Annotated in this window: 15 protein-coding genes; 11 read left to right on the forward strand and 4 right to left on the reverse strand. The window is 46.8% G+C overall.

Features of this window, described 5'->3' with window-relative positions; genetic code table 11:
- The first annotated feature begins 185 nt into the window (after positions 1–185).
- The 4 genes from ACL934_RS05335 to ACL934_RS05350 are packed head-to-tail and all read left to right on the forward strand — an operon-like array spanning position 186 to position 3782.
- On the forward strand, positions 186–1346 hold the full coding sequence (locus ACL934_RS05335) for a hypothetical protein (RefSeq protein ID WP_374078513.1): 1161 nt from the start codon (positions 186–188) through the stop codon (positions 1344–1346).
- 33 nt (positions 1347–1379) lie between these two features.
- On the forward strand, positions 1380–2015 hold the full coding sequence (gene tmk, locus ACL934_RS05340) for a dTMP kinase (RefSeq protein WP_374078516.1): 636 nt from the start codon (positions 1380–1382) through the stop codon (positions 2013–2015).
- A 9-nt stretch (positions 2016–2024) separates the two neighbouring features.
- Positions 2025–2969: a DNA polymerase III subunit delta' gene (holB, locus tag ACL934_RS05345; protein ID WP_413613193.1), complete on the forward strand. Its 945-nt coding sequence runs from the start codon at positions 2025–2027 to the stop codon at positions 2967–2969.
- A 42-nt stretch (positions 2970–3011) separates the two neighbouring features.
- Positions 3012–3782, forward strand: a complete 771-nt coding sequence (locus tag ACL934_RS05350; protein WP_413613194.1) for a TatD family hydrolase — start codon at positions 3012–3014, stop codon at positions 3780–3782.
- Between the two features lie 10 nt (positions 3783–3792).
- Here the strand turns inward: ACL934_RS05350 and ACL934_RS05355 are convergent, their stop codons facing one another.
- Positions 3793–4650, reverse strand: coding sequence for a S1 family peptidase (locus ACL934_RS05355; protein ID WP_374078522.1), 858 nt, complete (start codon positions 4648–4650; stop codon positions 3793–3795).
- 320 nt (positions 4651–4970) lie between these two features.
- Here ACL934_RS05355 and ACL934_RS05360 point away from each other — a divergent pair, with 320 nt between their 5' ends.
- The 7 genes from ACL934_RS05360 (at position 4971) to tpiA (ending at position 13862) form a co-directional block, all read left to right on the forward strand.
- Positions 4971–6533 (forward strand): beta-sandwich domain-containing protein, encoded by a 1563-nt coding sequence (locus tag ACL934_RS05360; RefSeq protein ID WP_374078524.1) that lies wholly within the window; start codon positions 4971–4973, stop codon positions 6531–6533.
- Between the two features lie 13 nt (positions 6534–6546).
- Positions 6547–8010, forward strand: a complete 1464-nt coding sequence (locus tag ACL934_RS05365) for a beta-sandwich domain-containing protein (RefSeq protein ID WP_413613195.1) — start codon at positions 6547–6549, stop codon at positions 8008–8010.
- A gap of 32 nt (positions 8011–8042) precedes the next feature.
- Positions 8043–9596, forward strand: a complete 1554-nt coding sequence (locus ACL934_RS05370; RefSeq protein WP_413613196.1) for a beta-sandwich domain-containing protein — start codon at positions 8043–8045, stop codon at positions 9594–9596.
- A gap of 107 nt (positions 9597–9703) precedes the next feature.
- Entirely contained in the window at positions 9704–10669 is a 966-nt protein-coding gene (locus tag ACL934_RS05375) for a beta-sandwich domain-containing protein (RefSeq protein ID WP_413613197.1), read from the forward strand.
- 124 nt (positions 10670–10793) lie between these two features.
- Positions 10794–11801 (forward strand): type I glyceraldehyde-3-phosphate dehydrogenase, encoded by a 1008-nt coding sequence (gene gap, locus ACL934_RS05380; protein ID WP_374078534.1) that lies wholly within the window; start codon positions 10794–10796, stop codon positions 11799–11801.
- A gap of 3 nt (positions 11802–11804) precedes the next feature.
- A complete protein-coding gene (locus tag ACL934_RS05385; RefSeq protein WP_413613198.1) occupies positions 11805–13007 on the forward strand; it encodes a phosphoglycerate kinase in 1203 nt (400 codons plus the stop codon).
- A gap of 129 nt (positions 13008–13136) precedes the next feature.
- Entirely contained in the window at positions 13137–13862 is a 726-nt protein-coding gene (gene tpiA / locus ACL934_RS05390) for a triose-phosphate isomerase (protein WP_374078539.1), read from the forward strand.
- Here the strand turns inward: tpiA and ACL934_RS05395 are convergent.
- The 3 genes from ACL934_RS05395 to asnS form a co-directional block, all read right to left on the reverse strand.
- Entirely contained in the window at positions 13859–14293 is a 435-nt protein-coding gene (locus ACL934_RS05395; protein WP_374078541.1) for a hypothetical protein, read from the reverse strand. The two genes, tpiA and ACL934_RS05395, sit on opposite strands and share 4 nt — an antisense overlap.
- Positions 14290–15402 (reverse strand): hypothetical protein, encoded by a 1113-nt coding sequence (locus ACL934_RS05400; RefSeq protein WP_374078543.1) that lies wholly within the window; start codon positions 15400–15402, stop codon positions 14290–14292. The genes ACL934_RS05395 and ACL934_RS05400 overlap by 4 nt, the downstream gene beginning before the upstream one ends.
- A gap of 74 nt (positions 15403–15476) precedes the next feature.
- Entirely contained in the window at positions 15477–16868 is a 1392-nt protein-coding gene (gene asnS, locus ACL934_RS05405; protein WP_374078545.1) for an asparagine--tRNA ligase, read from the reverse strand.
- Between the last annotated feature and the right edge of the window lie 434 nt (positions 16869–17302).

Below are 17302 nucleotides of genomic sequence, written 5' to 3' on the forward strand. Positions count from 1 at the left end.
CCAATCGACCCCAGCCGAACATTTTAAAAACTACGAGAATATAATGCCCTCTATGGCAGAACTCACAGCGAACCCTGTTCCCAAGGACTGTCTCAGTGTCAAATTCTTATACATGTTTTATTCGTAATATCATGCACTTAGGCCTCGGATTGGCAGGTCTTCTCTTTGCAGTTTTGAGCTTTCATATGAAAAATACGTTGCGCTTGCTGTTGCTGACATTCGTGGTTTTAAGTCCCTTGACGTGGTCTTGGGCGGATGAGCGTCCGGCCGCTGAGATGGAAGTCGTTGAAAGCGTTTTAGATAAAGCGCAAGTGGCTCAGAAGGAGCACACACAAATCCGTCTCTCTGACGGTCGTGTTTTTGAATTTGATACCATGCCTGATCGCGAAGCCATGAAAGCGGCTTTGGGATTAAAACTTCCTGAAAAAGTAAAAGAACAAATTCTCGCTCGCGGTGGCTCTATTGAAGAAGCAGATCCGTTGGCTCCGTATGAAAGTCTTCCGGAAGATCGCAAAGTGAAATTCCAAGAAATGCGTTTGTTATTTCTTTCAAGTGCTGCGCGTATTTTGAATTCAACAAAGTTTGTTTTCGGCGCGGGAAGTCTTGTGGGCGATGGTTTGAGTTTCGTAAAAATCAAAGTGAAAAAAGCTTTTGGCAAAGAAACTGAGACTCAAGCTTCGGTGCAAAGAACTTTCAACGAGCGCAGTCATCAAGCCGTTCAAGCGGTTTTAAAAGGTATCGACTATAAGCTTTGGTCCCAAGCTCCGTTGGTGATTGATTCCAATGAATTTGGCGTGAGTGTTTCGGCCGGATTGCTTGCTGAAACCGGAATTCTTCGTAAGGGTGGCGGCGGTGCTGAGGAAGTCGGCATTAGCTTGGCGTTCAATAAACAATCCCGCGCCTTTGTCTTTGAAATTTTCCATAACTCAGAGAATTTTGATAATACCAAAGCCGCTATCACTGTTTTAGGTCTTGTGGGTAAAGCGGGGATTACTTTGGGTCGCAGAAATGGCGCGGAAACTCTGAAAGGGGGCTCATTTTATCCTCCGGCAGTGCCTGGATTCAGTGCGGCTTCCCCGGATTATTTTGCTGCGGGCTTAAGCTCCAGTTTAGGCCTTCCTCCGCCTCCTTTGGCGGATCTATTGACCTTCACCAATCGTTTTGAGCGCAATGCTCTGATCCGTGTCACCGTTTCCCCGGTGGTCAAGGGTTTTGTGAGGGTACAAATCGGCGATGTCAGAGGCTCAATGCGCCTTGTTGCGATGCGATTTGTTGACGTCTATCGCGCAATATCTGACAAAGTCCTAAAGATGGGCAGACGCTCTTGCGGACCCGTTTTTAACTAGCGCATTCGAAATCTTAGCTTAAAAGTGGGCGGAATGAAGTTTTTGGTTTTTGAGGGCCTTGATGGCTCGGGGAAGAGTTCTTTGATGATGGCTTTGGAGCGTGAGCTTCAGAAGCGTCAGATTTCTTTTCATCGTACTCGTGAACCTGGTGGAACTCCGCTGGGAGATGAGATTCGCAATATGATTCTGCGTACGGAAGGGCCGTCTCCGTTGGCTCGGGCGGAGTTGTTGTTATATGAAGCCAGCCGTGCTCAACATGTCGAGCAGGTGATTCGTCCAAAATTAGATCAAGGTGTTTGGGTTTTGTGTGATCGTTTTGCTGCAAGCTCTGTGGCCTTTCAAGGTGGCGGGCGTGATATCTCTGAAAAAGATGTGGTGATGCTCAATACTTTTGCGACAGGTGGATTGAAAGCGGATCTGACGATCTTGCTGGATCTTTCCGTCGAAGAGTCTCGCCGTCGTCGTCAGGGGCGTGGCGCACAAAATGGTGAAAGCGAAGATCGCATTGAATCAGAAGCAGATTCTTTCCATGAAAAAGTTCGTCAATCTTTCTTAAAGCAAGCTCGCGAAGACGCGGGGGCTTGGCTTGTTCTTAATGCGCAAGAAACTCCGGAAGTTTTATTTCAACAACTTCTCAAAGCTTTGGCTGAGAAAAATATTTTAAAGTAGGTTGTTGATATGGCCCGTATGCTGGATTTTGTTTTAGGACATCAGGAGACCATCAAAAAGATGGTGGAGTCCTTTGAACAGGGAAAGCCTGGGCAGACGTATCTTTTTGTTGGACCAACTGGCATCGGGAAAAAACTGACGGCAATGGGTTTGGCGCAAGCTCTGCTCTGCCCCCAAAGTCCTCGCGGTTGCGGGAAGTGTCCTTCTTGTTTTCGTATTTCTCAAGGAGCCCATGAAGGTTTGAAAGTCGTTGAGCCTGCGGGCGCACAAATCAAGATGGAACAAGCCCGTGAGGTCATTGAGTTCTTAAGTCTCAAGAGTTTGACGGGCAATCGCGTGGTGATCATTGATCAAGCACAAAGCCTGAATCCTCAAGCCGCCAATTCACTTTTAAAAACTCTGGAAGAGCCACCTCCGGGAACGTTCTTCTTTTTGATTGCTCCGAGTGTGGCAGGTTTGATGGCGACGATTCGCTCCCGCTCCCGCATTGTGCAGTTTAAACCTCTGACGGCAGAGGATCTTGCGCGCAAAACGAAAGCGGCGACGTGGGCTTTGCGTGCCGCCGGTGGAAGTTTTGAAAAACTCGCGCAACTGCAAGATGGTCCTGAGCAAGAGCTTCGTCAGAAGTCCATTGATATTCTCAATCTGTTTTTAGAAGACTGCGATTTTCTTTTGAATGAAATCTGGAGAACCGAATTCAAAGACCGCTCGCAAGGTCAGCGTCTGCTTTCCTACTGGGTGAGTTTTATGAAGGACGCGATTTACCTTCAAGAAGGTGTGAAAACCCAGATCGTTAATTTGGATCAAGCGCCGCTTATTAAGGCTTTGGCAGAATACAGTCGTGAGTTTCTTTTGAATTTGATTCAGAAGTCCTTGCGCGCGGAACAAGCTTTGGGCGCCAATAGAGACCCTCAATTGGTCGTTGAAGAACTCTATATTACGTCTCGTCCTTAAAAAAGGTACCAGGTCCTCTTGTCCTAGGGTAAAATGGGCCCTATGGAATGGATTGATATTCACGCACATTTAAATATGCTCGAAGAAGGTGTTGAAGCTGCCATCGCCAATGCAAAAGCGGTGGGAGTGAAAAAGATCATCACGATTGGCACAGAGCCTGGCGATCATCCCATCGTTCTTGAAATCGCGCGCAAATATTATCCTGATGTGTACTGCACATTGGGAGTTCATCCTCACGACGGGAAAATCTATACTGAAGCTGCCGGAAAATTTATTGAAGATCATGTGAGCGAACCTTGTGTCGTTGCTGTGGGCGAGATCGGTCTTGATTATTATTACGACCAATCACCGCGCAAGGAACAGCAAGACGCGTTCCGTGCGCAGCTTGAAATTGCCAAACGTACAAAAATGCCGGTGGAAATTCACACGCGTGATGCGGAAGAAGACACCATTGAAATTTTAAAAGAATTCAAAGGCCAGGTGAATGGTCTGATTCACTGCTTTACGGGAACAGAGTGGTTGGCCCGTGAGGCGTTGGATGTCGGATTTAATATTTCCATCAGCGGTGTTGTGACATTTAAAAATGCCGATAGCTTACGTAGCACAGTGAAGATGTTGCCTTTGGATCGCATCCACGTAGAAACAGATTCTCCATTCTTAGCGCCAATCCCAATGAGGGGCAAAAAGAACACGCCCGCTTACGTCGTGCATACGGCGAAGTTCGTGGCAGAGCTGAAGGGAATCAGTGAAGAACAGCTCTGCGAACAAACTCGTATCAATGCTTTAAAAATGTTTCCGAAGATCAAGTGGTAACTCAAAGATCTTAGTTCACAAAAAAACTTGCGCGTTTTTTCTGAATCCAATCAGCAAAGGGAGCCACTTTCGTTGCTTGGCCAATGCCCTTGCAGCTTGAATGTCCATTCGGAAGTTTTGGGCCATAGACGGCGGAATTCACTCCTAGGATTTTAAGCACTCCGTTTTCATGATAAAACTGCGGACCTCCCGAGTCGCCATTGCAAATAAAGACCGGAACGTCCATCGTGGTCCAATAACGATCAGGATGACGATTGTAGAAGGAGTCAATTTTCATAACCCCGCGATGAAGTTGGCCAAGGTAAGCCATCGGGTCTTCCCCTTTACGTCCCGTGTAGTCGCGAGATCTTCCGTAACCATAGACATACACTGTTGCATCCGAGTGATTTGCTTCCACATCCGTGTCGTAGGCCACGGGCTGGTATCCTTTCGGAAGAGAACCCGCGAAAGAACCCACCGCAATGTCGTGGTCATATTCTTTTTTGGTGCTGTTGTAAGAAGTGTGAACTGCCCACTTCTGACCTTTGCGTTTGACAGTGTTTAGAAAAGCAGAAAATTTATCTGTGAAAACGATGTTAAATCCTGCCAAACCAGGAAGATGTTCTTTATCAAAGCAGTGACCTGCCGTCAGAACCGTGTTTGTGCCGATCAATGTGCCCGTGCAAAAAGCCATAGTGCTTCCACTTGAATTGGTGAGTTCTACGACGACGACACTGCGTGCGGCATCACTCACTCTTTCGTGAATTTCTTCTCCGCCAATAATCGAATCGGAATCCAAAACGATCGGGGCGTGATGGGAGCGAATGTCAGGGGAGCAAGCGGCGAGAGTGAGAAGCAAGCCAGGCAACAAAGCCATGTACGATTTCATGAGATGTCTCCTTGTGAATGACAAATTGAATACCGCAAGAAAAGTTCGCGATGCAGGTGACGTTTCTGAAAGCTGCAAGATGACAGCCGCACGTTTCAAATTCTGAAATATTTTAAAACATCGGCAGGTTTAAAATGCTCCCAATTCAAGGGACCTCATAGGTCCCTGTTTTTCCTCAGGAAAAGCCCCGAAAAAGGGCCGCTGTCTAAACTTGAGACAGATGATCAACCCTTAAAGTGCAATAGTTCGCTTTTGGAACAAACCGGAACAGGCACGAAGTTTGGAATAAGCCTCACGGAATGAAATTTTAAGGAGCTTTTATGAAACGTCGTCTGATTGCGAGTGTCCTCGCGGCTTTGAGTTTTGCGCAAAATTCTGCGTATGCGGATTTGACTGATCTTCCGAACCCGGGAGACTTTCAAGGCGCCACGGAACAGTTGCCTACAGTGCCCAGCACAAATACCTCCGGGGAACAAAGACCTGAAGTTCAGCAAACTCAGTTTGCGGGTTCTGTTGCCATCAATGCAATGTCGAGAAAATCAGGCGGTACATTATATAAAGTCGAGTTGAAACAGGCTCTTTCCTTGGTTCGTCTTGATGTGCGTGTCATAAAAAACCAACTTAAAATTCTCCAAACCACTCTTGTCACAGACGGCGGTCAAAAAGTGGATGTGCGCCAGCTGAAAAACACAGGCGTGATCGGCACAGACTCGGTGACTTCTTCTGAAAACCTCAATCAAAGTGATCGTGTTGTTTCCATTGAAATACTTGCGGAATCTTTTGGCGGCGAAGCTGATATTATGGTGACAGCCGTTGCCGATCGCGAAGTTCCAAAAATGACGGTGAAAGTAGACCGTCCGGTAGCACCACCAGCTCCGGTGACGCCGCAACGTCCTCGTCCTTACAATCCACCAGCACCTCCTCCTCCAGTTTATCAAGAATCAAAACAGATCCGTGTTGGCGACAGAGTTATTTATAGCGATTCGTACTTCGGAAAAGTTCTGGAGATCTTCCAAGCGGGAAAAGCCCGCGTGGCGTTGGACGGTTATTCAACTCCTCAGCTTGTTGAAATTTCTTCTTTGGGCAAAAGTGTAAACTGCGATAGCGGTTTCTGTGTGGGCGATAGCGTTCTTTATAGTGAGAATACCGGAGTTGTTAAAGAGATCTTTGCCAATGGAAAAGCTCGTGTGGCTTTGAACGGTTATTCAAGCGTTTATGTTCTTTCAACAAAAGAGCTCGCGAAAGAAACTCAGTGCATTGGGAATGTTTGTGTTGGCGATAGAATTCAGTATGCAGGTGCGAATCCTGGTGTTGTCAAACGCACGTTTGCTAATGGCAAAGTTCAAGTTGCTTTGGATTCATACTCGAGCCTTTATTTGGTAAGCCATACAGAATTGGCGAAAGCTGCAAACTGCGCAGGCGATCGTAGAATCTGCGTTGGTGATAGCATTCTTTATTCTGAAAATGCAGGAACTGTGAAGCAGGTTTATTCCAATGGCACGGCTGTGGTCGCTCTTCATGGATATTCCTCTCTTTATACTGTCAGCGTAAAAGAACTTTCTAAAGAAGTAAGATGCGATGATCGTGGTATTTGTGGCGGAGATCGCGTTCTGTATTCAAGCAACGTGGGCACGGTGATTTCTATCTATTCAAACGGAAAAGCAAAAATCTCTCTTGATGGATACTCGAGTACCTACGTGGTTTCTACGCGAGAACTGGGTAAGGGCGTTCGTTGCTCCGGTTCTATCTGCGTTGGAAATCGAGTGATCTATGGCAGCAATACGGGAACGGTGAAGGAAGTATTCTCTAACGGCACAGCTAAAGTTGCTTTGGACGGGTACTCTTCTGTTTACGTTATCTCCGTACGTGAGTTGTCAAGATAAGGCGAGGTTGAAAATGAAAAGATCTATTATCACAACATTCATGGCCGCTCTCACTTTAATGCAGACCGCACACGCGCAGTCGATCTCGGATCTTCCGGACTTTGGCGATATCGATGGTACGACTCAACAGGTGCCAGCTGTGCCTCCGCAAACGACAACCACGACAGTGCAAGCTCAGTATGCGGGCTCCGTGAGTATTTCTGGCATGTCGAGAAAATCCGGTGGCACTTTGTACAAAGTAGATCTTCAACAGCCCCTCTCGTTGTTGCGTTTGGATTTACGCGTCACTTACAGTCAGCTTAGAATTCATCAAGCCACTATTGTGACAGAAGGCGGTCAAAGAATTGACGTGCGTGAATATCGTAATACAGCAGTTCTTGCGACGGGCTCAGTGAATTCTTCAGAAAATTTGAATCTTAGTGAGCGTGTGATTTCCATCGAAATTTTGGCAGAGTCCTATTCTGCGGAAGCCGACGTCATGCTGACGGCGATTTCAGATCGTGGTGTTCCTAAACTTGTTTTAAGAGTCGAAAGACCTCAGGGGCCGGTCGTTCCAAATCGTCCTGATGTTCCTGTTCGCCCGGGTCAAGATGTTAGAATCTCTGCAGGAGACGTGGTTCTTTCGGGCCCTCTCAATCAAGACAAGTACTACTCGGGTCGTGTGCTTGAAGTTTATGGCAATGGTAAAGCTCTGGTGCGTGACGATGATGACGGAAAAACGTATGTACGTGACTTATCGTTGATCGGTAAACGTATTAGCTGTGAATCTTCAAAGGGTATTTGTGAAAGAGCGAACGTCTTGTCAGGTCCGTTCACAGACAACAAATACTACTATGGCACCGTGACTGAAGTTTTCTCTAATGGAAAGATCCGCGTTCGCGACCACGACGATGGCAGGATATACGTGCGCGGACCTAAGGAAGTGCATGTTTCGCTTCGTTGTGATTCTGCGGGAAATTGTGCGGGTGACCGAGTGTTGTCGGGGCCGTTTACTAATAACAAGTACTACGTTGGAAAAATCGAAGGCGTTTATTCAAACGGGCTTCTGAGCGTGAGAGATGATGACGACGGAAAATCATACCTTCGCCAAGCAAATGTCGTAATGAAAAGCGTTCGTTGCGATGAAAGATCTCGCCTTTGTGTGAAGGATGAAGTTTTGTCGGGCCCTTACCAAGACAAATACTACTCGGGCGTTGTTGAAGGCATTTACTCCAACGGTTTGATTTATGTGCGCGATTCTGACGATGGCAAACTTTATACTCGTAAAGCGGGCGAAGTTGCAAAAAGCGTTCGTTGTGAAGGAACGAAAGGCATCTGTGTGAACGACAGAGTTGTATCAGGTCCGTTCACTAATGGTGCTTACTACGCGGGCCGCGTAGTGGGTGTATACTCTTCGGGCATCATTCGCGTTCAAGACGACGATGACGGAAAAGTTTATGCTCGTAAAGCTCAGCAGATTACTAAAACCAGAAATTAATAAAATTAAGACAAATTAACTCGGAGATTATTATGAAAAAACAATGGGTCTTGGGAGCTCTTGTCGCGACGACAATCATGCAAGCTGCAACGCCAGCTTATGCGGATAAAGAAACTGTCGGCAACATCATTGGTGGTGTTATCGGTGGTGTGATTGGTTCACAAATCGGTAAAGGCAACGGCAATACAGCCGCTATCATTATCGGCACCATTGCTGGAACTATGATCGGTGGCCAAGTCGGTCGCGACATGGACGAAGCCGATCGTCGTGCATTGGCAGAAGCACAACAAAGAGCTCTTCGTGATCAATTGGGTCGTCGTAACGACTGGGACGGTCGTTCTTACGGTTCAAGAACGGGCGCCCGCGGAAGTTTCACGTCTGTACGTGAAGGTTACAACAATCGCACGGGCGAATATTGCCGTGAATACACAAGCGTGATCTACGTGAACAACCGCACAGAGGAAACTCGTGGCGTGGCGTGTTCTCGTCGTGATGGTTCTTGGTACGAAGTGCAAACCACAGAAGTTCGTTTCGGCAATGGCAATGCAGGTCATGGTGGTGGTCACATCACTCCAGGACCTCGCCCTCAGCCAACTCTTCCTCCTCCTCCGGCTCCAGTGCAAACTTTGCGTGAAGGCACTGTTGCCATCAACACGGTCACTCGTCAAACAGGCGGGCAGTGGTATCGCGTTCTTGTCACTGAACCATTGAGTTTGGATCGCGTGGAAGTGGCTGCTTTGGCCGTTCGCGTGAAAATTCATGAAGGAAGTGTTGTCACTCAACGTGGTCAACGTATTTCTATTCGTGAGTTCCAAAACACTCCCGTTTTTGATTCAGGTTCAAGAGCAGTTTCTGAAAACTTGAATATCCGTGAAAGAATCGTAGCGATTGATCTTCGTATGGAATCTTACGGTGGTTATGCGGCTGTCGAAGTCAAAGCACTTTCTAATGAAGGTCGTCCGCGTTTGGCTCTTGAAAACAATGAGCCAGTAAGACCGACTCCGCAACCTCCTGTTTATGACAACAGAAACTTGAAGGGTTATTGCTCTGATGAAAATCACCAGCAATTTTATGCTGCGAAAAACTTCGCGTATTCAGGTGATGGTTTGAATTTGACAGATTCTGGAGCGACTCAATGGGCTCTTCAATACAATCAGTCACACCGCTGCAATACGATTCAAGAATACCAATCTCGTTACCAAGCTATCTATAACGTGGCTTACGCGAGTGATGGTTTGAATCTGACTTCTGCTGGCGCAAGAGACTACGCTCTTCAATACGTTGAAAATATGACGGCGTCGGAAGCTCGTGAAATGGCTTCGACTTTAAGAGCGGCGCAAAACTTTGCATATTCAAGTGATGGTTTGAATATGACGTCTGCGGGTGCGACTTCATTTGCACGTAACTGGGTTGAAAGTCGTTGTGAAGGACCAAACCATATCTCTATGTTGGCAAGCCGCTTTAGAAACGAATACGACTTCGCGTATTCTTCAAATGGTTTGAATATGACTTCGTCAGGGGCTGTAAATTATGCAGCTAACAAAATCGCTCCTCTGACTCGTTGTGGTCATTTGTTGCGTAGATAACGTGCTCTAAAAGGGGGCTTCGGTCCCCTTTTGACACTAAAAACACTGGCACAGAACTTGGATTAAGAGACATCGGATTTATTTAGACTTTAAATTAAGGAGTCTCCATGAAAAAGAACCTCATTCTTGGATCAGTAATTGTCGCTTCACTTGTACAATATACAAGCCCTGCGTTTGCCAATAAGGAAACTATCGGAAACATCATTGGTGGTGTTATCGGTGGTGTGATTGGATCTCAAATCGGTAAAGGAAATGGCAATACAGCTGCGATCATTATCGGTACTATTGCTGGAACAATGATCGGCGGTAAAGTCGGTCAAGATATGGACGAAGCAGACCGTCGTGCCTTCCAAGAAGCGCAAGACCGTGCTCTTCGCAATCGTTTAGGGGATCGTTGTGACTGGGATGGCCGTAATTACGGCTCTCGCACAGGTTCTCGTGGTAGCTTCACATCCACTCGTGAAGGTTACAACAGCCGCACGGGCGAATATTGCCGTGAATACACAAGCGTGATCTATACTCGTCACAACACCGAAGAGACTCGCGGTATAGCTTGTACTCGTCGTGATGGATCTTGGTATGAAGTTCGTGAAACGGAAGTTCGCTTCAATGGTGGTTACGGCGGCGGCCGTCAAGAGCCTTCAAGACCTCCTCGTTACCCTGAGGTGCCTCCACGTCCAAATCTTCCGCCTCCTCCTCCAGCTCAATCTCGTTATGAGGGAACTGCGAACATCAGCCAAATCACTCGTCGCAGTGGTGGTGAATGGATCCGTATTAACGTGAATAACGCCGTTTCTTTGGAGCGCCTCGAAGTGCGTGCTTTGTCTGCGGGTGTTAAAATCCACGAAGCCATCGTGCACACGGGTTCCGGCGACCAAATCCGCGTTCGCGAATTGAGCCCGACTCCGACTTTCTATGCAGGTGATACAGCCGTATCTGAAAACCTGAACTTGGGTCGTGAGCGTGTTCAAGCTATCGACATCCGCGCCGAGTCTATGGGCGGGAATGCGGACGTGCTTGTAAGAGCGATTTCTAATAGCGGTTATCCTTCTTTGGGCGTTTCTCGCTACTAAGAGCGCGGACCCCTGAAATTTTAAGATAATTTCATAAAAAGCCAGTCTAATGACTTATAGTGTCTAGACTGGCTTTTTCGTCTGCAAAGGCCGATATTGAGTGGGTTTAAAAAGGAGCTCTCTCATGTCTAAATTGCGCGTTGGTATCAACGGTTTTGGTCGTATTGGTCGTGTTCTTTTCCGTGCGGGTTTTGAAAAACTCGATATCGTCGGAATCAATTCTTTGGACAGCATCGAAGGCGATGCACACTTGCTTAAATACGATTCTGCGCACGGCGTGTTCAATGCCGATGTTTCTACAGAAGGTCACAATCTTATCGTGAACGGTAAAAAGATTGCGGTTTCTAAAACTCGCAATCCTGCGGAAGTTCCTTGGAAGGACTTGGGCGTAGATCTTGTTCTTGAGTGCACAGGCGCATTCAAAGACAAATCAGAATTCATGCAACATATCAACGCGGGTGCAAAGCGCGTTTTGGTTTCAGGCCCTGCTGAAAAAGGTGCTGACATCACAATGGTGTACGGAATCAACCACGAAGCTTACGATCCGTCGAAGCACCAAGTTGTTTCTAATGCCTCTTGCACGACAAACTGCTTGGCGCCTCTTGCAAAAGTATTGAATGAGACATTCGGTGTTGAGAGCGGAACGATGATGACAGTTCACTCTTACACCAACGATCAAAAAATCTTGGATGCTCCTCACAAAGATTTGCGCCGTGCACGTGCAGCGGCTGTGAGCATGATCCCAACAACAACAGGGGCTGCGAAAAACGTAGGACTTGTGTTGCCAGAGTTGAAAGGCAAGATCGACGGTATCTCTATTCGCGTTCCAACTCCAAACGTGTCTTTAGTAGACTTCACTTTCCAAGCGAAAAAAGATGTGACGAAAGAAGCTGTGAATGAAGCTTTGATCGCTGCTTCTAAAGGCGCTTTGAAAGGTGTTTTGGCTGTCGAACACAACGAACTTGTGAGTGTGGACTTCAACGGCAGCCCTTACTCTTCTATCGTGGACCTGGCTTCGACAATGGTTGTGGGGCCTCGCATGGTGAAAGTTCTTTCTTGGTACGACAACGAAACGGGCTTCTCAAACCGCATGGTGGACGTCGCTCTTCACATGGCGAAAAAAGGTCTGTAGTCCATGGCAGCAGGTCTAAAAGGTATTAAGACAGTTCGTGATTTTGAACTTGAAGGCAAAGTGGTTTTCTTGCGCCTTGATTTGAACGTTCCAATGGAGAACGGTAAGATCACGGACGAAAACCGTATCACAGCATCTTTGCCGACAATCCAGTATTGCATGGAGAAAGGTGCGAAGATCGTTATGGCTTCGCACTTGGGACGTCCTAAAACAAAAGAAGACAAAGAGTTTTCTTTGGAGCCTGTGGCAAAACGTCTGCAAGAACTTTTGAATGCAGAAGTGATCTTGGTGGAAGATCCAGATTCAGATGCACCAAAACACTTGCTGCAATCTTTGAAAAAAAACCAACTGATCCTTCTTGAGAACGTGCGCTTTGAAGAAGGGGAGACGAAAGACTCTGTGGAGTTCGCGCAAAAAATCGCAAACTACACAGACATCTACATCAACGATGCGTTCGGCGCTTCGCACCGTGCTCACGCGACAATCCACGCTTTGCCTTCAGTGATGAAAGACAAGGGCATTGGTTTCTTGATCGAAAAAGAAATCACGATGCTGGATTCTCTTTTGCAAAATCCAAAACGTCCTTACTTGGCTGTGATGGGTGGAGCGAAAGTGTCTGACAAGATCGCCGTGATTGAAAGACTGATGGATGTCGTTGACGGATTCATCGTCGGTGGCGCGATGGCTTACACTTTCCAAAAAGCTCAAGGACTTCCAGTTGGAAAATCTTTGGTGGAAAATGACAAGTTGAAATACGCCAAAGAAATGATCGAGCGTATTGAAGCTCGTAATAAAACAATTCTTCTTCCAGTGGATCACGTAGCGACAAAAGGCATCACGGATACAGCCAATGCTCATGTCACTAAAGACGTGGTGATTGCTGAAGACGAATTGGGCGTGGATATCGGTCCTAAAACAATTCAAAATTTCTCGACAGCTTTGCGTGAAGCAGGAACTATTTTCTGGAACGGTCCTATGGGCATTTTCGAAAATCCAGCTTTTGCAAAAGGAACTTTCGGTATCGCACAAGCGATTGCTGACAGTAATGCCGTGAAGATCGTGGGTGGCGGTGACTCCGCAGCGGCAGCAGAAGCTTCAGGCTTTGCTTCTAAGATGACTCACATCTCAACAGGTGGTGGCGCTTCTTTGGAATATCTCCAAGGAGACAAACTTCCAGGCCTAGAAATCCTCCGTTCAAAACGATAAACCAAAACTCATCCCCTGACGAGCACGATGCTCGTCAGGAAGGCCTCTCAGGACGGACAGATTCTCAATTTACCGAGAGCAGCTGAACAAGAGACGCTCCACAAAACCCAACTTCAAGGAAACGAACAGATGAAAAAGATTTTTGCAGCGAACTGGAAACTCTTTAAAACCCCCAAAGAAACGCGTGAGTTCTTTGCGCAGTTCAAAGAAGTAGCAAACAAAGCAACGGGCGAATTGGTCTTTTTCCCATCGGCGATTTCTTTAGAAGCGGCAAGCACAGCCGTGGCAGGAACTTCGATCAAGTGGGGTGCGCAAAACTGCTATCACCAAGCTTCGGGTGCCTTCACGGGTGAAAACTCTGCGCAAGTGGTGAAAGAACTCGGCGGCAGTTACATCCTGATCGGGCACAGCGAGCGTCGCAAAATTTTCGGTGAAACTGATTCATTGATCGCAGACAAAGTGGCTTTCACTCAAGGCCTGGGTTTAACTCCAATGCTTTGTATTGGTGAAACTTTGGAAGAGCGTGAAGCCTCTCACACGTTCCGTGTTCTTGAAACGCAACTTCATTTGGGATTGGCAAAAGCAGACAAGGCAAAACCTGTTGTGATTGCTTACGAACCTGTATGGGCCATTGGAACGGGGAAAGTGGCGACGCCGGAACAAGTGGCAGAAACTCACACCGATGTTTTCAGCATCTTGCAAAAATTAGGTTTTGAGCAAAGTCCGATTCTTTACGGTGGAAGTGTTAAACCCGACAACGCAGCCGGGCTTATCAAACAACCTCATGTGAATGGATTCTTGGTTGGCGGAGCTTCACTGGAAGTGAAGTCCTTTAGCGAAATCGCTTCGGTTTAACCGTTGCCTTCAGATTCTTCGCGGGCGGCATTTTTCAACGACTCGCGAAGTTCTTTGGCGTCTTTCTTCGGCAAAGATTTGATTGCTTCTTCGACAGCCTTTTTCTCTTTTTTATAAAGTGGCAAAAGCATTTCAGAAGCCGACTCCGAAGGGTCATTTTCAAAAGTCAAAACAGCAACACGAACAAGTTCTTTTAGAATCTTGGGATTTGATTTTTCTTTTCCAGAAACAAGCAAGTCCACAGTGTCTTCAATGGTTTTAATCATCTCAAGATTTTTTGCACTCACAGCGTCTTCATTTTTGGTCGCAGAGACCTCTACATCTTTGGCAGAGTAGGATTGAAGTTTTTCTAGCGACTGTTGCACAGTTGCGTGGGCAGAGAGTGCCAACAATACAGTGAGAGCTAAGGCCGAGAAAGTCAGTTTTCTCATGGGTTCTCCTTAATCATCACACCGATCAATTCACGGTTTGGAATGGGTTGTTTGTCAGTACGGAAGAAGTCACTGACATAACCGCCTTTAGAACCCCAATCAGTTTTGATCTCCGCATGTCCCGCGTGATTTCTGTCACGGGTATTGCGATAGACAAGAACCGCACCTTTAGGAGCATCTTTGGGACTCTTGATCAGATTTTTGTAGCGAGGATCTTCCATCATGTTGATGAAGCCACGGCGTTTAAGATCGCCGACGGCATAACGAGCTTTGGAGCCTGGAAGATAGTCATTCACCAAGTCACCACCCAAAAGGGCGCGCTTTACGTAACGATAACAAAGTCTCTTTGAACGACGTTCTTTGTTGCGCATTCCGTATTTGATAGTGTCTTGCACGTCTTTGCTCAAAGAATAACGAGCCACACCTGGGAACTTGGCCCATTTTGCATCCGGAATATTAGGGTTGGCGGCTTTTTCAGTTTCTTTTTTAACCTCGCGAATGTCGGACTGATTTTTCTCGGCAACACCAGGTTGAGTGGTCGAACACGTCGGACAGAAATCGCCTTCCGTCTTTTTTGGATCATCGGATTTTGCTAAATTAGGGTCGTCTGATTTTTCAGGTTTTTGCTCACGCAAAACTTCTTCTTTTGTCGGAAGATGCGCGTCGGCAGTACCTTCAGATGGAATACCCCCACCGTCGCGTTTAGCGCGTGAGGTGAGAGCGACTTCGGGATCTTGCACTTCGGATCCCTCTTTATCCTTAAATGTCAGCCACGGATCTTTTTGTGAGAAGTAAATCCATGTTTCGTCGCCAGCTTTAGGAAGATTGGTTCCTTTGTTTTTGCCGTCAGCAACTTTAGTAAGACGCACTCTAATTCCGTAAGAACCTGTGCGGCTCAATTTACGGGTTTCCAATACAGTTCCTTCAGAACCTTCCGGAATAAGATATTGGATGTTGCGGGCTTTTTTACGGAAATCAAGTGAAGAGCGACCGTTAAGATCTCCCGTCAAGATGAGCTCTTGCAGTTCATCGGGTCCTTGCGCGATAGCGGCAGTCACCGTCAACATCAGAGCAAATAAAATGCGAGTGAAACGATTCAACAAATTCAAATTGATACTCCTGAGCCTCTCTTCGGCGTTCTATTCCGAAGTAAGAGGCTAGGAGTCGAGAAATGGACAAAGGTCTAGAACAAAGCGTTCTTAGGCGTACGTGGGAACGGTATAACGTCACGAATATTTGTCATACCTGTGAGATACATCATCATGCGCTCAAATCCCAAACCGAAACCGGCGTGGGGGAAGCTGCCATAACGGCGCAAGTCCAAGTAGAACGCGTAATCCGCGGGGTGCAGGCCCACTTCGCTCATGCGCTTTTCTAACAATTCCAAATTGTCTTCACGCTGAGATCCGCCGATGATTTCGCCGATGCCAGGAGCTAACAAGTCCATCGCACGCACTGTTTTATTGTCGGCGTTGAGCTTCATATAGAAAGCTTTGATGTCTTTTGGATAGTCCGTCACGAACACCGGTTTTTTGAAGTGTTCTTCGGCCAAAAATCTTTCATGTTCGGATTGCATGTCGATGCCCCATTTGACTGGGTATTCGAATTTCTTACCGGACTTTTCTAAGATCTCAATGGCTTCCGTATAAGTCACACGACCAAACTCGCTGTTAAGGACGTTGTTCAATTTATCGAACAAACCTTTTTCCACGAATTGGTTGAAGAACTCCATCTCTTCCGGACATTGTTCCATCACGTAGCGGATGATGTATTTGATCATCGCTTCACCGAGTTCCATATTCGCTGATAAATCAGCAAATGCGATCTCAGGTTCGATCATCCAAAACTCTGCGGCGTGACGAGATGTGTTTGAGTTCTCTGCACGGAACGTCGGACCGAAAGTGTAGATGTTGCGGAAAGCGGCACAGAAAGTTTCCCCATTGAGCTGGCCGCTCACAGTGAGGTTTGTTTCTTTTCCGAAGAAGTCTTGGCTGTTATCAATAGTGCCGTCTTCTTTGCGTGGAGGCTTATCCAACTTCAAAGTTGTTACACGGAACATTTCTCCAGCACCTTCGGCATCAGAGCCTGTGATGATCGGAGTTTGTACGTACACGAAACCTTGATCTTGGAAGAACTTGTGAATCGCATAAGCTAAAACCGAACGCACGCGGAAAACCGCAGAGAACGTGTTTGTGCGAGGACGCAAGTGAGCAATCTCGCGCAAGAACTCAAAGCTATGTCTTTTGTTTTGGAGCGGATACTCAGGGTCCGCTTTTTGATAGACTTCAACTTTGGAAGCCACAACTTCAAAAGTTTGTCCCGCACCTTGAGACTTCACGACTTTACCGATCACGTGAATGGAACTCGTGATGGAAAGTTTTGCGACCTCTTCAAAGTTCGCTAGATTTGTATCAAAAACGACCTGTACACCTTTAAAGAAAGTTCCGTCATTAAGCTCGATGAAGCCGAAATTTTTTTGATCGCGGATTTTGCGAACCCAGCCAGAGAGTTTAACTTCTTTATCCAGATATTTTTCAGTGTCTCTAAAGAGAGATTTTACTAACGTCGTTTCCATGAACACCCTTTCACAGTCCAATTAAAATAGCCTTCTTTCGCGCAGTTGTCTAACCTGCTTCGAAAATAGACCCTCACAATCTGACGAATGGAACTCACGTCAGCCTGAAACAATTTGCGGTTAACGCGAAAAGTCATTAGTCAGATTGTGGCCTAAAATCAACAGGTTAAATTGAGACGTCCTCTTGCTGAGGTTCGAGGATGAGCCTAAACTTGAGGAAAGTCGTAAAGGAGTACGTATGTCGACCAGGACCCATTTTCGCCTTTGTCATCAGTGTGGAAATGTAAATACAGCTGAGGACCAGCTTGTGACGACCTGTGAATGTTGTGGAAAGCATCTTGCGCCCTTCTATTTTTTCGACGAGAGTAGGGCCATGGGTTTAAACCACTCGAATCTTTACTCCAGTGTGAAAGAGAGCACCGAAACGCTTCTTC

Source organism: Bdellovibrio sp. HCB-110 (assembly GCF_047323225.1).
Lineage (GTDB): Bacteria > Bdellovibrionota > Bdellovibrionia > Bdellovibrionales > Bdellovibrionaceae > Bdellovibrio.

What these genes read in the sequence shown, in the direction of transcription:
- tpiA (WP_374078539.1), top strand. Translation starts at nt 13,137, where the DNA reads ATGAAAAAGATTTTTGCAGCGAACTGGAAACTCTTTAAAACCCCCAAA.
- ACL934_RS05355 (WP_374078522.1), bottom strand. Translation starts at nt 4,650, where the DNA reads ATGAAATCGTACATGGCTTTGTTGCCTGGCTTGCTTCTCACTCTCGCC.
- ACL934_RS05395 (WP_374078541.1), bottom strand. Translation starts at nt 14,293, where the DNA reads ATGAGAAAACTGACTTTCTCGGCCTTAGCTCTCACTGTATTGTTGGCA.
- ACL934_RS05375 (WP_413613197.1), top strand. Translation starts at nt 9,704, where the DNA reads ATGAAAAAGAACCTCATTCTTGGATCAGTAATTGTCGCTTCACTTGTA.
- asnS (WP_374078545.1), bottom strand. Translation starts at nt 16,868, where the DNA reads ATGGAAACGACGTTAGTAAAATCTCTCTTTAGAGACACTGAAAAATAT.
- ACL934_RS05365 (WP_413613195.1), top strand. Translation starts at nt 6,547, where the DNA reads ATGAAAAGATCTATTATCACAACATTCATGGCCGCTCTCACTTTAATG.
- ACL934_RS05370 (WP_413613196.1), top strand. Translation starts at nt 8,043, where the DNA reads ATGAAAAAACAATGGGTCTTGGGAGCTCTTGTCGCGACGACAATCATG.
- gap (WP_374078534.1), top strand. Translation starts at nt 10,794, where the DNA reads ATGTCTAAATTGCGCGTTGGTATCAACGGTTTTGGTCGTATTGGTCGT.
- ACL934_RS05335 (WP_374078513.1), top strand. Translation starts at nt 186, where the DNA reads ATGAAAAATACGTTGCGCTTGCTGTTGCTGACATTCGTGGTTTTAAGT.
- tmk (WP_374078516.1), top strand. Translation starts at nt 1,380, where the DNA reads ATGAAGTTTTTGGTTTTTGAGGGCCTTGATGGCTCGGGGAAGAGTTCT.
- ACL934_RS05385 (WP_413613198.1), top strand. Translation starts at nt 11,805, where the DNA reads ATGGCAGCAGGTCTAAAAGGTATTAAGACAGTTCGTGATTTTGAACTT.
- ACL934_RS05350 (WP_413613194.1), top strand. Translation starts at nt 3,012, where the DNA reads ATGGAATGGATTGATATTCACGCACATTTAAATATGCTCGAAGAAGGT.
- ACL934_RS05360 (WP_374078524.1), top strand. Translation starts at nt 4,971, where the DNA reads ATGAAACGTCGTCTGATTGCGAGTGTCCTCGCGGCTTTGAGTTTTGCG.
- holB (WP_413613193.1), top strand. Translation starts at nt 2,025, where the DNA reads ATGGCCCGTATGCTGGATTTTGTTTTAGGACATCAGGAGACCATCAAA.